Origin of the sequence: Chitinophaga sp. (assembly GCF_035538455.1) — a bacterium.
Lineage (GTDB): Bacteria > Bacteroidota > Bacteroidia > Chitinophagales > Chitinophagaceae > Chitinophaga.
Genome location: NZ_DATLKJ010000035.1, coordinates 1 through 14,787, shown reverse-complemented (window position 1 = coordinate 14,787; position 14,787 = coordinate 1). Strand labels below are relative to the sequence as shown.

Below are 14,787 nucleotides of genomic sequence, written 5' to 3'. Positions count from 1 at the left end.
GAAAACCATAGGAGGAAAGGCGGGCTACAAAGTTACTTTCATCTGTGTAGGTGATGGTGCTGGCTGCTGAAGTGGTGATGCCTGCGCGCACAGGCCCATCGCGGTTTACGGGGGCTGTTTCCTTAACGGACTCCTTGCTGCAGGCGCTTAAGCAGGTAGCCAGCAGGATAACACCGGCGCATAAACGTTGTTTGACGGATAAACTAGTTGTTTTCATTGGATATGTGACTTCCGGATTTGGTGAGTAGTAAAAATATACTGCTGTGGTGAAGGTTTGTGGCGGATGATGTTATTTATATCTTATGATTTTGGTATCCTCCCGGAACGATTTTATTGTTTCATAAAAAAAATTTCTACTTCCTGTCCAATTTCATTTATCTCAGTACTTATAAGGGTGTATTTCAAAAACATTAACAGTAAAAATCTATAACAATGAATACATTCCTTCCTCCTGTTGAGAAACCAAACACCCTGATGATGAAACTGGCATATTTCTTTACCCGCCGTCAGTTCGGGAAAGTGCTTACTCCACTGAAGGTGTACTCTGTGCGCCTCCCGGCGGCTTTCGGGATGTTCTATGGAAAGGTTTCCCAGCTCGATAAAAAACTGACCCTGCCCGAAGAACTGATACTGCTGATCAGAGTGCAGGTGGCGCGGATCAATATCTGCCTCTTCTGTATGGATGCAGCCCGCGTTACTGCTATCAATGCATCTCTCGACATGGCCAGGTTTGATGCGCTCAATCAGTTTGCTACCAGTCCTTTGTTTACAGAAGCACAGCGTGCCGCACTGGAATATGTAACACAGCTGACCAGTGAGAAGAAAGTCGACCCTGAAGTGTTTGCCCACATGGCGAAATACTTTTCAGAACGGGAAATCTGTGAGATTGTCTGGCTGGTAAGCAGTGAGCACCTTTATAATCTCGCCAACATTGGCCTCAATATACACTCCGATATGCTGTGCGACATTCGCCGCAAATAAGAATAATACCGGCAACAGCATAAGCATATTGTTGCCGGTTCCTTATCTTTATCAGCCGCTTTGCAGTAGCCTGATGAGGAACTGAATCATATCGTGCATTATCAGCATTGATTACATACCACGTGGTGATTATTGCCGGATCTGCCTCCTGTATTCAGTGGGTGTCATGCCTGTGGTCCTGGAGAAGAGGCGGGTGAAAGAAGGAATGTCTTCATATCCTATACGGTAACATATTTCAGAAATATTCAGCGCCGTTTCTATCAACAACGTTTTGGCTATCTCCATTCTCTTTTGCTGAATCCATTTGCCGGGGCTCATCGCCAGTTCGTCAAAGAACCTGCGGGAGAGGGTGCGGGTCGACATATCGAACTGTTTTGCCAGGAAGGGAAGGCTTAGTTCTTCCAGGTGATTCCGGCTTAATTTGAGTAGTTTTTTTTCAAAAGGACAGGGCAGTTCTTCCTGTGGCATTTCATAAGGGCTTTGCAGTTCCCTGGAAGGAGGCAGTACCATCAGCTTCCGTACTTTATTCATCTCTTTCTTATAGCCAAGATCATTAACTAATGTGGTGATGAGCTCCAGACCGGAGAAACCTCCGCCTGAAGTATACAACCTGCCATCACGTACCAGCAGGCGTGAAGGCTCCCAAAGCACCTGCGGAAAAAGCGCTTTCACTTCTTTTTGCATCCACCAGGAAATCGTGGCGCGGCGGCCATCAAGGGTGTGACTGGCGGCCAGCAGGTAGGCAGCGCCGCAGGTAGCCGCAATGACGGCCTCTCTTTTCAAAGCATCTTTTATCAGTGGTGTGGCAGCCCTGGCGTCATTGTCGAGCAGCCTGAAATCAGGAGTTGTGTCTGTACCCGCACCAGCCAGTAAGACCAGCACGTCAGCTTTCCGGGATGGGCGCCGCTTCGCCGGGAAGTAAGCTCCCGAACGGGATACAGGCTGTGTATTGCCGGATACAAACTCATAGGTGAAAACGGTTGCTGCTGATACGGTGTTCACTGCCTGTAGCACTTCTACCGTTGCTGCTGCAATCGCGGCATAGTAGCCTGCCGGTAAATAGATGACAAAATGCATGTGGCAAAAATAGCACATTATTTGTCATTTAAGACAAGTAGTGAGTCGTTGCCGGGCACTAGCTTCGCAGTATAAAATCATGATCAATGAAAGCAATTGTATTTGACCGGATCGGAGATCCGCGGGAAGTGCTGCACCTTGCGGAAATTCCGGTACCGCCTGTGGGAGATAATGAAGTGCTTGTGAAAATGCTCGCTGCTTCTGTTAACCCCGGTGACTTTTTATTCATTCAGAACCTGTACCCGGAGCCCAAGAAGCCTGTCTTCCCGCGGCAGATTGGAGGTAATCACGGGGTGGGTATTGTAGAAAGGACAGGTAGGAACGTTTCTCTCAGGCAGGGCACGTTAGTGGCTTTTAGCTATTATAATACCTGGGCAGAGTATGCCGTGATACCGGCTGAATGGCTGATTGAGCTACCGTCGTATTTCCCTGTGGAAACCGCTGCGCAGTTTGTAAATGTGATCACTGCCTGGGACCTGTTGCAGGATAGCCAGGTGCAGCCGGGTGAATGGCTGGCGCTGACTGCCGGCTATTCGGCGGTGTCAAAGATCACAGCACTGTTTGCAAAGCATCGCGGCATACCAGTCATAGCGGTGGTACGCCGGGCAAACGGCGAGGTGCCCCCTGGCGTTACCGCGGTAATCGATCTGTCGCAACAGCGTGATGTCCGGGAGCAGATTATGGAGATCACCGGTAATAAAGGTGTGAGTGGTATCATTGACAATGTTGGTGGGCCGCTAACAGCTGCTCTGATCCGGAGTACCGCTTTTGGTGCCCGCCTCATTATTAACGGCGGTATGAGCGAGGAAAAGTATGAACTGCATAACTTCGATATTCTCATGAAGGGTTTGCAGATAAGGTCACACGTTTACCGTTATTTCTTTGCACCACCACAGTCCGGGGACGACGCTATGTTACAGGAGATGATTGATATATCTGCTGCGCCGGATTTCCGGATGCCTGCAGGCCGCACTTATCCGCTGGATGATTTTCGTTTAGCCATTGATGATAGTATTACCCGGGCTTCAGGTGGAAAGCATCTTTTTGTAATGCCTTCCTGATAAACTGAAAATGCCTCCGGATGTCCGGAGGCATTTTTCAGAACTAAGTATGCGTAAACTACTGAGTGGGTTTTACTATTTACAGCCGGCTTGCGGAGGTGTACTGGGGGCGCACGACATGCAATGAAAGTCTGGTCCCGGAGGGAAGGTTTGCCGGTAGATGGTTACCCATCCACCGCCGGCAACTTGCCTTTGCGCATCATGGTTCAGTGCTGCCACCACTTCTTTTGCAAGGATTAGCTTCGTGTGGAGTGCTACTTTCTTCTTTTTCATAACATTTGTTTTGATGGAAGCAGAAGGTCGTGATCTTGTAAACGACTGCTGTCATATTCTTCACGAATGGCAGTTTTTTGTTCAGAAAAGGTCGTCTTAACTTTAAAATAATTTCCCGATCTGTCATCCCCTTATTTGTAAATGATATTATATGCTCATATATTTGTTAGCTGTAACTAATTAAATCATATATGCATTCAAACAAAACAATAACTGTTGTATTGTTGTCGGTGATCGCTGCGGTGCTTTTTATTCCATTTCTGGGGAGGGTGCATTTATTTGATTGGGACGAAATCAATTTCGCGGAGTGTTCCAGGGAAATGATCAAGCTGGGCGATTATACCCGTGTGTATGTTAACTTTAAGCCGTTCTGGGAAAAGCCGCCAATGTTCTTCTGGATGCAGAGCCTGGCGATGAAGACGTTTGGCGTTAACGAATTTGCTGCGCGTTTCCCCAATGCGATATGTGGGATCGCAACGCTGATCGTGGTGTATCTTTGTGGAAGAAGGGTACAGGACAGCAAGTTTGGTCTGCTGTGGGCGCTGGCTTACGGAGGTTCGCTGTTTCCTAATATGTATTTCAAATCAGGTATCATTGATCCCTGGTTCAACCTCTTTATCTTCCTCGCGCTTTACTTTTTCATTTTGTATACCTGGAGAAGGAATGGATCTGACAAGGAGGGATTGCGTTACAAACCGGTTACCTATGCAGTATGGTCGGGTATTTTCATGGGGCTTGCCATCCTTACCAAAGGACAGGTTGCATTGATGATCTTCCTGCTGGTGGTAGGTGTTTACTTTATATACAACCGCTTTAAATTTTATTTTGGCTGGGGCCACGCGTTGTTATTCCTGGTTGTTGCGTCGCTGGTAACGGCTACCTGGTATGGTTATGAGACCATTAAGAACGGTCCCTGGTTTATTACAGAGTTCCTGAAATACCAGTACCGTTTGCTCACTACACATGATGCCGGGCAGGAAGGATTCTGGGGATACCACTACGTGGTGCTGCTGATCGGCTGTTTCCCTGCTTCTGTATTTGCAATCCCGTCTTTCTTCAAAGCGCATTACAACAGCCGCCACGACAAGGATTTCAAAATGTGGATGCTGATACTTTTCTGGGTGGTGACTATCCTGTTTACCATTGTACAGTCCAGGATTATTCACTATTCCTCTATGGCCTGGTTCCCGGTTACTTACCTTGCGGCCTATACGTTTTACAAATGGGAGCGGAAGGAGCTTAACTATAAAAAATACGTTGGTGTATTTGTTACTGTGCTGGGCGCCATCATTGCCTTACTGCTGCTGGCGGTACCGCTGATAGGTATGAATGTGAAAAGACTGATCCCTTATGTAAAAGATACTTTTGCCCAGGGCAATATGGCTGCCAATGTAACGTGGACAGGACTGGAAGGCGCTGTGGGTATTATTATGGTGATCACGCTGGTGGCGGGTATCATCTATCTGCGCAAAAGGAAATTCGATAATGCAGCCTGGACTTACTTTGGAGGTACTGCCATTGTGATTTTCCTTGCGGCAGCGGTGATCGTACCCAAGGTAGAAAGATATTCCCAGGGTGCTGCCATTGACTTCTTCATAGAAAGACAGGGTGAAGATTGCTACGTTGCCTCGCTGGGATACTGGAGCTATGCGCCTTTCTTTTACACCATGAAAGAAAAGCCTGCCAATCCTAATTCATATGATGAAAAATGGCTCTTGTCAGGTGATATAGACAAGCCTGCTTACTTTGTAACCAAAGTAGACAGGGTGGGTGACTACGAGCAATATAAAGATGTGAAAGAGTTGTACCGGAAGAATGGTTTTGTATTCCTGAAAAGAGAAAAACCCGCTAAGTAATTTAGGAATTTTGGGATATAAAAAAAGCGGAGATCGATATATTATCAATCTCCGCTTTTTTTATATCCCAAAATTCCTAAATCTCAAAATTCCTAAATCCCCCAATTATTTCTTACGGGAAAGGAAACGCAGGAACTTACTCACGTATTTATCGTTGGAGCCAAGCATTCCTTTGATCTTGGTGTAAGTGGCCACCATGAAGTTGTCCAGCTTTACCATGAATCGTTTGTTCTCTTCGCCGGGTCTTGCCTGGTAGTAGGTAGCTCTGCGGAAAGGATTGGCTTCTTCTGTATAATAATATAACGCGATGGATCTCCTGTTTTCGTCTTCCGGGCAGGTGGTAGGCTCAGGGTGACCGTGATAGGAATCGGCATCTGTGTTGAAGATAACGCAGCGGTTGAATACCGGCAGTACTTTTCTTTCACAGGCTTTCATTTCCTTATCCCACAGTTCCAGGTTACCACCCCAGTCTTCCTGCCAGTCTTTGTTCAGATATACCAATACGTTCACACGGCGCTGCCAGTTACGGTGATGCGGGTGTACGGTGAAATCTGCATGGATGTTCAGGTAGCCGCCGCGCTTGGACTGGTGTATACCACCACCTTCCAGCATATCATCTTTCTTCAGGTTATCGATCCCGGTGAGCTTGCTCAGGAATTCCAGGAATGCTGGTGAGTTCAGCTCGTTGATGGTTCTTTTAATACTAGCAGGCAGCAAGTCCAGCTTATTCAGACCGGCTTTCCTTTCGTTGTAATGAACATAGTTGATCCAGCCATCCTCTTCATTCAGTTTGTCAAACTCACGTCTGCATTCATTTAATACCGTCGGGTTGACAAAGTCTTCCAGCACGATATGAGGATAGGGGCTTGCATTCTGGTATTCACTGCTGATTACAGGGAGCTGTGCATTCCAGTATTCATAGTCGAATAGTTGTTTTGTTTGTTGAGAAGTTTCCACTTTGTGAGTTTTAGTATTACCTAAAAGAATGCATAAATATAAACCAAGATTCAATATTATGTCTAATTAACCGGGAACTAAATGTTAAATAATATTAAATATTAATATATTTATTAGCAGTCTCACCAGAGGATTATCTTATTATCAGCAGCTTCTGTACCGCTCTGCTGCTGATTCCCCGTACATAATACATACCCGGCGGCAATGTGGTGACGTCTATTGTTTTCCTGGTGCTGGCAGTAATATTAAACCGTTTTACCACGTTGCCGGCGGCATCGGTAATGATGAGTTGCTCTGTTTGATTGCTGGTGATGTATACATTGTCGCCGGCAGGGTTGGGCGCCAGCTGTAAGCCGTTACCGGCAGCCTTTTCAGGTATGGGCGCCAGTGTAGTTGCTGTGTTTAAGCGCGCGGTATTACCTTGTTTCAGGTAGATAGTGAGTTGTGGGATGACGGTGCTGTCGGCATTTTCCCGTGACCAGAAGCTGGCGTCGGTTTTGGCGTCGCCGCGCAGCGTGGACACCATGTGCAGGGATAAGATGCCGTTGCCGCTACGCAGTTCTTCCAACGCTTTAGCGGTGATGTCAAAGCTCGCAACTGTACCGGCTGTACTGCCCGGGGCGGTTGCCAGTAGCTCGCCTGATGCGGGTTTGTTGTTCCAGGTGATACCGGTTTCTGTCCAGCTGTCGTCCGTTACGTATTTGGTCTGCCACGTCGTTGTGGTGATCGACGTATTCGCGCCTCTTACTTTCACACCATACACCACTTTACTGATCTGGGCCGTATCCAATGTGGGCAGGCTGAATTTTACGAACACCTCTCTGTTATAGCCGGTGTTATCTTTCTTGATGATCAGGGAAGTAGCGGTACCGAAGTTAACAGCAGCATTGGCGCCGTCATTCACATAGGCATCGGCAATCGGGTATACTGTACGGGTGAGCGCCGGTACGTAATCAGGCGTAGCGTCACTAACGATATAGCTGACTGTTGCACCAGCATAAGGACTGGCAGGCATCGTACATGCCAGCGCCTTCTCATGTGCTATGGAAGGGAGTTTCAGCCGAAGCGTAATATTGCTCTTTGTCTGTGAGGGGTCTGCTATATGTACGCTTACCTGTGGCGTGCCTACATTTTTAAGTATCAGCGCACAACCGGCATCTGCTTGTATGGTAACGGAATCATAGGTGAAGGTAGCCGCCTTGAAAAACACGATCTCCCAGATGCCTGATCCTGTATGCTTTACAGCCTGTACAGTGTCGGTGTTTGCCATGATACGGATACGCGAAGTATCATAGGCCTGGAGGGCAGCGGCGGAGGATAGTCCTGGTACTACAATGTAGGCATAGCTGTTATTAACGGACTGTGTGCCATGATCCAGCCAGAGCTTGAACACACTCTTGCTGATAGTGTCCGGGATAGAGGAACTGTTGATGGATTTCCAGGTGCCGGTCTGTACCTGGTTGGAAAGACTTACTTTCCCTGCCTGCGGAAAAATATAGCCGATACCGTTGTGCAGTATACCGCTGACGTTATTATTGTAAGTGAAGGCGCCTGTGCCCACTTCACTGGCGGTGCCGTTGCTGACCACTGTTACAGGGCCGTTGAGCAGGCACTGGTTCACGGTAGTGTTTACTGGCTGTGCAGCGGTGGAGGTGATACCGGCGCCAAGGCAAACCACTTCATCGTTAAAGAAGAACCATGATTTTTTAGCTTTGGTATTAATGCTGTAGCTGTTGTCGGTATAGTCGTAGGCAGTGGCGCCGTACAGACTGTCGGACACGCCGCCGGTGAAAGTGGAGGTACCCGCAGTGCCCCAGGCGGTGGGAAGCGGAATGCCGGTAAGCACAGGAGCCGTTACGCCGGGGATGTGTACCCAGTCCCACACCGGGAAGATGTTATAGTATTCATCGCCGTTGGTTGTGATGTTGGTACCGCCATCGGCGAGGAAATATCCTTTGAGGTTTTCACCGTTGCCGTTCTCATTCCTCAATGTCCGGGTAGACACCGTTCTCACGTCAAAGCTATAGCCGGGGCGTGTATGCAGCGAGTAGTCTGATTTGTGATAATGGATATGCCCTGGCCGAATGCCATAGCTGGCAGGCTGTGAACCATTGAGGCGGCTGATGATGGAGTCATAGGCTGTGCTGTTGGCCGGGTCCAGTGTTTTGAGGCTGGTAGCAGTACCTGCGCCGCCCGACTGATTCAGTGCATTGGGCCTGCTGACGCCGCGGCCCAGTACGTCAAAGTGTTGGTATCTGCCACGGATCACGCCGAAGTACGTGTGCCGGGCAAAGCGGCTCAGCAGATCGAGTAAAGTACCTGCCAGCGCGTAGGAGGTGCCAGTGGTGTAAAGCGCCACATTAATTTCGCCGTTAAGCAGTACTGATCCGTAACCGCCGATATAGAGCTGCATGCCGTGCTGCATATAGGAAAGATCATATTGTATGCCTTCTCCGGTAGTCATCATAATGGGATAGTATGCCTGCGAAACGCCGAACGACAATACACTGGAATCGGCGGTAAGACATCCACGATAGATCCAGTGTGTAGCGATATCCAGCTTGTTGGCGCCGGTACCTAGTGATCCGCTCTGATCGGGCCTTCCGCCTTCAGCGGCCATCCTGGAGAGCAGGTTGTTTTCTGTGGCGGCAGGTACCGGTACAGCGCCCGCGCGCATCAGAATGAGGAGGATGCCTACACGTTGCGGAGAGGCTATCTGCTGCATATACCAGTTGGTGCTGGTGGGATGTGCAGTGTACCAGTAGGCAAGGCCGTCTGAAATGCGCTGCTGTAGTGTGCTGTTGGCGTACCAGTAACCGCCGCTGAATGTGTAGGCCAGCGCCATGGTCTTCAGCCGGTCGAGGTGAGTAACGGGTATCCAGTTGGTTTGTGAGCGGTCTGCATAGTTAATGTCGGTCCAGGAACCGTTTGCCTGCATGGACGATACCAGTCCGGATACTGTGTTACGTAAGGAGGCCGTGTCTTTTACGCCTGCCCACTGGATATTACGGATGTTGATCATAACAGAATCGTACACCGTTGGCGCAGGATCGTTTTTCATCAGGCCGGCTGCCTGGGTAAAGATATATGCAAACGTTAGCAGCAATACAAGGATCATTTTCTTTGTAGCATTAATGATCATATGGATGGATTTTGGTTAGAGTGCGAAATGTTTCATACGGGAATATCCTGGCAGGTATCATTGTTCACATTTCCGGCGGCCTTTCCGGGTTATACAGGTTCACTGGTTTTAAAATACACTTTTTTCTAATGATTACATAATAAAAGAGGTAGATTTAGCCAATTGTTTTTATGATGAAACCTTTCCTTACACTGGCTTCGGCTTTATTGCTTGCCGCCACCCTCAGCTACGGACAACAGGCAACTGAAAAGCTTCGACAATTGCAATGGCTCGAAGGCTCCTGGAAACGCGTTAACGCAAAGCCGGGCCGTGCGGGTTACGAGCACTGGAAAAAGGTATCTCCGGAAGAATGGAAGGGTTACGGCATTACAATGAAGGGGAGAGATACATTGTTTACGGAGGGGCTTCAACTGCTGGTTAAAGATAGCGAGCTATACTATGTGGCTACTGTGGCAGAGAATAAAGGTCCGGTGTATTTCAGGCTGACAGCTGTTTCGGAGAATGGGTTTACCTGTGAAAATCCTGAGCATGATTTCCCTCAGCGGATCACCTACAACAGGGAAGGAGCACAGCTGAAGGTGGTGACGTCCGCCAGAGATAAAGCGATTACTTTTCTGTTTGAGAAGGAATAGAAAGAGGCAGTTTTAGTTTCAGAGAAAAAATACCCGCGGATACCTTTTCTCTGAAACTAAAGTCTGATTATTAATTCCCTTTGTTTCTCCACACTATTTTCAACCTTTTGTCTGTCAGAAACAATACTACCGGTGCAATGCAGCAGAAAAGTGAGTTGTAGAAATGATGATATTCGCTGTGTGCCATGTGTACTGTAAAGGCGCCAAAGGCGAAAGGGATCAACCAGAGTATGGCTAATCTTAGTACAATAGGATAGAATAATCCGGCTATCAGCCCGATAACTCCCAGCAACTCACCATAACCGATCGCGGTAGTCCAGGCGGTATTGAAGCCAAAGGAAGCCATACCTTCCATCATGTGCGCCCTGTGAAACACCTTGTACAATGCGGCATACGTGAAGATGAAAAGGAAGCCGGTATAAAATATCCCTCTTATAATGTTGGTGTCGGTGTTGAGTAGTTGTGATAATTTCGATTTCATAATATTAGTTTCAGATGATGCCATAAGTTCTGTTCATGATAGCCAGTAATACCGGCATTACAGCACAGTAAAGGAGGTTGTATCGTTGTGCGGCAGGTGCTTTGAGGAGATTGACCACGGCCAGCGGTAACAACCACAGGAAGGGGATAAGTGTCATTGGCGGAAAGAACAGACCTATTACGAGTGCAACGCCGCCAGCGGTCTGCAGCCATCCGCTGATCTTTTTGCCGTTCAGCTGATCATTGCGACCCAACCATAGCGAGAGGAATATATACCCCAGGTAAAACAGCCAGTATACTGTGAAAGTGGCATCCCTATGGATCAGCTCCAGGAAGTTTTCAATGTAATCCATGATGAAATATTTTTTAAATGAAGCCTTGTGAAAGCACTGAGCCCGGGATCAGTGCTTTTCACAGGGCAAAGTTATTTTCCTCCTGTGGCATAAATAAGAGCTTACAAAATTGTTAGTGTATCACCGGCGATGTGGATTTTATGACTTAAAAGTCTTCATCTTTTTTCTCTACATTTAGCACATAAATTAACGGAATGAAGGAAACCATATTGGATAACCCGGCATGGAATGCCCTGTGTAGCGTGCAGGCAGGATTTGCTACCGGCACGCCACAGGCCAGGCGATACCGGCAGGATATACTCCCTTTTATTGGCTTTCACAGTACGGCGGATAATAGTATTCAGCAACTTGATCAATGGATTAACCCGGGAGAATCTTTTTTTATTATTGGAGATTTGCCAGTGCTCCCTCAAGGCTGGACTATAATGAATGAACTGCCCTGTGCACAGATGGTGCTGGACGTTGTGCCACTGCCTGTTGCTACAAAAGATGTAACTGTATCACTATTGAGTGATGCAGATGCCGCAGATATGCTTGAGCTGATCAATGCCGTACAGCCAGGCTATTTTAATACCAACACACGCCTGCTGGGGAATTACTACGGTATCCGTGTGGATAGACGGCTGGTAGCCATGGCAGGTGAAAGGATGCGGATGACGGGCTTCAGTGAATTAAGCGCTATTGTTACGCTGCCCGGATTTACAGGCAGAGGATATGCCCAACTGCTTATGCAGGAACTAATACAGTATCACGCAGGGAATGGAGTTGTTTCCTTCCTGCATGTGGCGCTCACCAACGAACGTGCGATCGGGTTGTATGAACACATGGGCTTCCGGCACCGCAGGACTATCAGTTTTTTCAAAACAAGCAAAGATTAGGGAAGTTGTCTTGTGGGGTGTTCATACGCTTTTAACTGGGCTTTGACCGGAAGTTGACCGGGAGAATGCACCCAGGAACTACACGAGTTACCAGAATATCAGCAGAATAATTTTGGACGCAGGTGATATGTTCCCTACTTTTGCGGAGAACATACTAATTGGTATGTTTTGATATTGCTGTCTGTAACTATGCCTGAGACAGCAATAAGCATGGTCGTGTCTTATTTTTTTCACCAGAAACATACTAATTAGTATGTTCTTAACATGCATCAGATGTATTCGTTGCTTTTTCCTGTTCATTCGTTATTTCGCTGGATGGTATTAATAAGCCTGCTGTATGCGATCATCCGGGCTTTCAGGGGTTATTACTCGGGAGCTGTGTTTAGCGCACACGACAATAAAGTACGGCATTGGACCGCCACCATTGCGCATATACAACTGATACTGGGCATGATCGTATACATCAAAAGCCCTGTAGTGCGCTATGTAACAACGGATACAAGTGGCCATCTGGTAAATGAAAGCGTATTCTTCCGCTATGTACACATTGCGCTGATGATGGGCGCTATCGCTGTTATCACTGCCGGTTCTGCGCTGGCGAAGAGAAAGGCCGGCGACAGGGAAAAGTACCTGACAATGCTCCGCTGGTTTGGCCTGGGTCTGCTTATTATCCTTGTCGCTATTCCCTGGCCGTTTTCACCGCTCGCACAACGGCCGCTGATCAGATTCTGATAAAGATAAATTTCCAAACATTTCATATCATGATACAACTAATGAAGAGTAAACTGGGACGTCTTCGTCTTATCGGTTATCTGGAAGGTATTTCGCTGCTGGTGTTATTGTTTATTGCTGTTCCGCTGAAATATGTCATGCATAATCCTTCCTGGGTGAAGGCAGTGGGCCCTGTACATGGTGTTCTCTTTCTGTTGTTTATTTTTAATACGCTGAGCGTAGGTGTGGAGCGTGGCTGGAAGTTCGGTACCACTACCTGGAAGGTATTATTGGCCTGCATTGTACCATTTGGCACTTTTTATATTGACCATGCTGTTCTGAAGAATGAAGAGGAACAAGAGCACAGACATTGATCCCGATCCTATGAGAACATTATCTGTATTGTTGCTGCTGGTGCTTGCGTCATGTGCCGCGAATGAGCCAATTGCGAATAACATGAGCTTTGCGGATTCCCTTTCGTCATACCGGTTGTTTAAAGAGCCGATGTTTGCATTGGCGCCTAATGATAGTATTGTCTGTTATGAGTTGTCTTCCACATTGTTTACTGACTATGCCGAAAAGCAGCGCCTGATCAAGCTTCCGCCGGGCGCCTCTATGCATGCAAACGGGGATGGGTTGCCGGATTTCCCGGAAGGCACGCTGATCGCCAAGACTTTTTATTATGGTGAGCCGCCATCGCGGCGTATCGTGGAAACGCGGTTGCTGATAAAGCATGCAGAGAAATGGAATGCGGCGGTGTATCAATGGAACAGGGAACAGACAGCAGCGATACTCCTTACCGGCGGCGCTGTTGTGGAAATAGCCAGCCATCATGCATCCGGGAAGATCCGTTATCAGATACCGGCTGCAAAGGATTGTTCCGGTTGCCATCGCAATGGCGATCAGCTTATGCCCATTGGTCCCAAACTGGGGAATATGAACAGGACCATTATGCAAGCCGGCGTATCAGTGAATCAGCTGGAAGCCTTGCACAGACAGGGGTATCTGTCGGGGACTCTACAACCGGTTTCTCAACTGCCGGATTACAATGATACCTCCCGCAACATCACAGAAAGAGGGAGGGCTTACCTGGAAATGAACTGCGCGCATTGTCATCAGCCTGGCGGCTGGGCAGGGCATAAGCAACTGGATCTCCGGTATAAAACTGCTATCAAAGAAACGGGCATTCTGCTGAACCGATCGCAGATTATGAGCCGTATGGCATTACCCGGAGACGCGCATATGCCTAAGACGGGAACTACCCTGTTACACGCAGAAGGCGTGGAACTCATCAGGAGGTATGTAGACAGTCTTCATTAAAAAGTATGCAGGGAGTATTTCCTACCTTTGCAAAAAATTTAAGGATTATGGTAGCATTCTTAGGTATGGGCCTTCTTGGTTCAAATTTCGTCAGGGCAATGTTAAGCAAAGGCGTTGAGGTACAAGTATGGAACCGCACTGCTTCCAAAGCAACAGCGCTGGAAACCGTTGGCGCCAAAGCATTCGCAGATGTGGCAGATGCTGTTAAAGGAGCATCCGTGGTACATCTCACCCTTAAAGATGATGATACAGTAGATGAAGTACTTGTTGCTGCAAGTGCAGGATTACAACCTGGCGCTGTGATCATTGATCACACTACTACCTCTGCCGATGGCGCCGTTAAAAGAACACGCGAATGGAAAGAACGCGGCTTTACTTACCTGCATGCGCCTGTATTTATGGGACCGCAGAATGCATTTGACGGCACCGGTTTTATGCTGGTTTCCGGCGATCAGGATGTGATTGCAAATCAGGAGGCTGCTTTGTCGAAGATGACGGGTAAGGTGCTCAATTTCGGTATGGAAACCGGTAAGGCTGCTGCCATGAAGCTCATAGGAAATCTTTTCCTCGTTACCTTCACCGCTGGCCTGGCTGATACGCTGGCACTCGCCAAAGCACAGAACGTTCCTGTGGAAGACGTAAGTGCACTGCTCAGCAACTGGAATCCGGCCAATATGCTCGCAGCCCGCATTCAGCGCATGACAGGCGGCACCTATGATAAACCGTCCTGGGAGCTCAATATGGCAAGAAAAGATGCGCAGTTGTTCCTGAACGCTGCTGCCAAAGCCAATGTGCCTTTAGCCATTATTCCTGCCATCGCCGAACTGATGGACAGCTGGATCGCTAAGGGGCATGGCAGCGATGACTGGACTATCATTGGTAAATTATAATGTTGATGATTGTTTTTGATGATGTTGATGAAGAATTTAAACAGTTATCTGTTCCATTCATCAACATCATCAAAAATTATCGCCAGCGTCACTGTTGTAGTTGTGTTAAACTGCTCAGTAATAAATATGGCGGAGGATTTTTTTGCTGGTAAAAACTGGTATTGTTACAAATCAGG

15 protein-coding genes and 1 pseudogene are annotated in these 14,787 nt (G+C 47.8%); 9 read left to right on the top strand and 7 right to left on the bottom strand.

Features of this window, described 5'->3' with window-relative positions; genetic code table 11:
• Window positions 1-217: pseudogene (locus VM802_RS03630) on the bottom strand (hypothetical protein); the annotation flags it as partial.
• A gap of 215 nt (window positions 218-432) precedes the next feature.
• On the opposite strand from VM802_RS03630, the gene VM802_RS03625 reads away from it, so the two are divergent.
• Window positions 433-981: a carboxymuconolactone decarboxylase family protein gene (locus VM802_RS03625; protein ID WP_325528072.1), complete on the top strand. Its 549-nt coding sequence runs from the start codon at window positions 433-435 to the stop codon at window positions 979-981.
• A gap of 129 nt (window positions 982-1,110) precedes the next feature.
• On the opposite strand, the gene VM802_RS03620 is transcribed toward VM802_RS03625, so the two are convergent.
• Window positions 1,111-2,058 (bottom strand): GlxA family transcriptional regulator, encoded by a 948-nt coding sequence (locus tag VM802_RS03620; RefSeq protein ID WP_325528070.1) that lies wholly within the window; start codon window positions 2,056-2,058, stop codon window positions 1,111-1,113.
• A gap of 86 nt (window positions 2,059-2,144) precedes the next feature.
• Between VM802_RS03620 and VM802_RS03615 the strand changes: the two genes are divergently transcribed.
• Window positions 2,145-3,119 (top strand): quinone oxidoreductase family protein, encoded by a 975-nt coding sequence (locus VM802_RS03615; RefSeq protein WP_325528068.1) that lies wholly within the window; start codon window positions 2,145-2,147, stop codon window positions 3,117-3,119.
• A gap of 75 nt (window positions 3,120-3,194) precedes the next feature.
• Here the strand turns inward: VM802_RS03615 and VM802_RS03610 are convergent, their stop codons facing one another.
• On the bottom strand, window positions 3,195-3,392 hold the full coding sequence (locus VM802_RS03610) for a class I lanthipeptide (protein ID WP_325528066.1): 198 nt from the start codon (window positions 3,390-3,392) through the stop codon (window positions 3,195-3,197).
• 191 nt (window positions 3,393-3,583) lie between these two features.
• Here VM802_RS03610 and VM802_RS03605 point away from each other — a divergent pair, with 191 nt between their 5' ends.
• Window positions 3,584-5,248, top strand: coding sequence for an ArnT family glycosyltransferase (locus VM802_RS03605; protein WP_325528064.1), 1,665 nt, complete (start codon window positions 3,584-3,586; stop codon window positions 5,246-5,248).
• Between the two features lie 105 nt (window positions 5,249-5,353).
• On the opposite strand, the gene VM802_RS03600 is transcribed toward VM802_RS03605, so the two are convergent.
• Window positions 5,354-6,205 carry a 2OG-Fe(II) oxygenase gene (locus tag VM802_RS03600; protein WP_325528062.1) on the bottom strand — a complete coding sequence of 284 codons (852 nt, stop codon included), beginning with the start codon at window positions 6,203-6,205 and terminating at the stop codon, window positions 5,354-5,356.
• Between the two features lie 133 nt (window positions 6,206-6,338).
• Complete coding sequence (locus VM802_RS03595) at window positions 6,339-9,347, bottom strand: polysaccharide lyase family 8 super-sandwich domain-containing protein (protein ID WP_325528060.1); 3,009 nt, start codon at window positions 9,345-9,347, stop codon at window positions 6,339-6,341.
• 170 nt (window positions 9,348-9,517) lie between these two features.
• On the opposite strand from VM802_RS03595, the gene VM802_RS03590 reads away from it, so the two are divergent.
• The gene (locus VM802_RS03590; protein WP_325528058.1) at window positions 9,518-9,979 is read left to right on the top strand and encodes a DUF6265 family protein; all 462 of its coding nucleotides are present in this window, start codon (window positions 9,518-9,520) and stop codon (window positions 9,977-9,979) included.
• Between the two features lie 70 nt (window positions 9,980-10,049).
• Here the strand turns inward: VM802_RS03590 and VM802_RS03585 are convergent, their stop codons facing one another.
• Complete coding sequence (locus tag VM802_RS03585; protein WP_325528056.1) at window positions 10,050-10,460, bottom strand: DoxX family protein; 411 nt, start codon at window positions 10,458-10,460, stop codon at window positions 10,050-10,052.
• A 10-nt stretch (window positions 10,461-10,470) separates the two neighbouring features.
• Entirely contained in the window at window positions 10,471-10,812 is a 342-nt protein-coding gene (locus VM802_RS03580) for a hypothetical protein (protein WP_325528054.1), read from the bottom strand.
• A 194-nt stretch (window positions 10,813-11,006) separates the two neighbouring features.
• On the opposite strand from VM802_RS03580, the gene VM802_RS03575 reads away from it, so the two are divergent.
• The 5 genes from VM802_RS03575 (at window position 11,007) to VM802_RS03555 (ending at window position 14,611) form a co-directional block, all read left to right on the top strand.
• The gene (locus tag VM802_RS03575; RefSeq protein ID WP_325528052.1) at window positions 11,007-11,690 is read left to right on the top strand and encodes a GNAT family N-acetyltransferase; all 684 of its coding nucleotides are present in this window, start codon (window positions 11,007-11,009) and stop codon (window positions 11,688-11,690) included.
• A 273-nt stretch (window positions 11,691-11,963) separates the two neighbouring features.
• Window positions 11,964-12,422 carry a hypothetical protein gene (locus VM802_RS03570; RefSeq protein WP_325528050.1) on the top strand — a complete coding sequence of 153 codons (459 nt, stop codon included), beginning with the start codon at window positions 11,964-11,966 and terminating at the stop codon, window positions 12,420-12,422.
• 29 nt (window positions 12,423-12,451) lie between these two features.
• Entirely contained in the window at window positions 12,452-12,775 is a 324-nt protein-coding gene (locus tag VM802_RS03565) for a DUF3817 domain-containing protein (RefSeq protein ID WP_325528047.1), read from the top strand.
• 10 nt (window positions 12,776-12,785) lie between these two features.
• Window positions 12,786-13,721, top strand: a complete 936-nt coding sequence (locus tag VM802_RS03560) for a hypothetical protein (protein WP_325528045.1) — start codon at window positions 12,786-12,788, stop codon at window positions 13,719-13,721.
• A gap of 47 nt (window positions 13,722-13,768) precedes the next feature.
• The gene (locus VM802_RS03555; RefSeq protein WP_325528043.1) at window positions 13,769-14,611 is read left to right on the top strand and encodes an NAD(P)-dependent oxidoreductase; all 843 of its coding nucleotides are present in this window, start codon (window positions 13,769-13,771) and stop codon (window positions 14,609-14,611) included.
• Window positions 14,612-14,787: the final 176 nt, after the last annotated feature.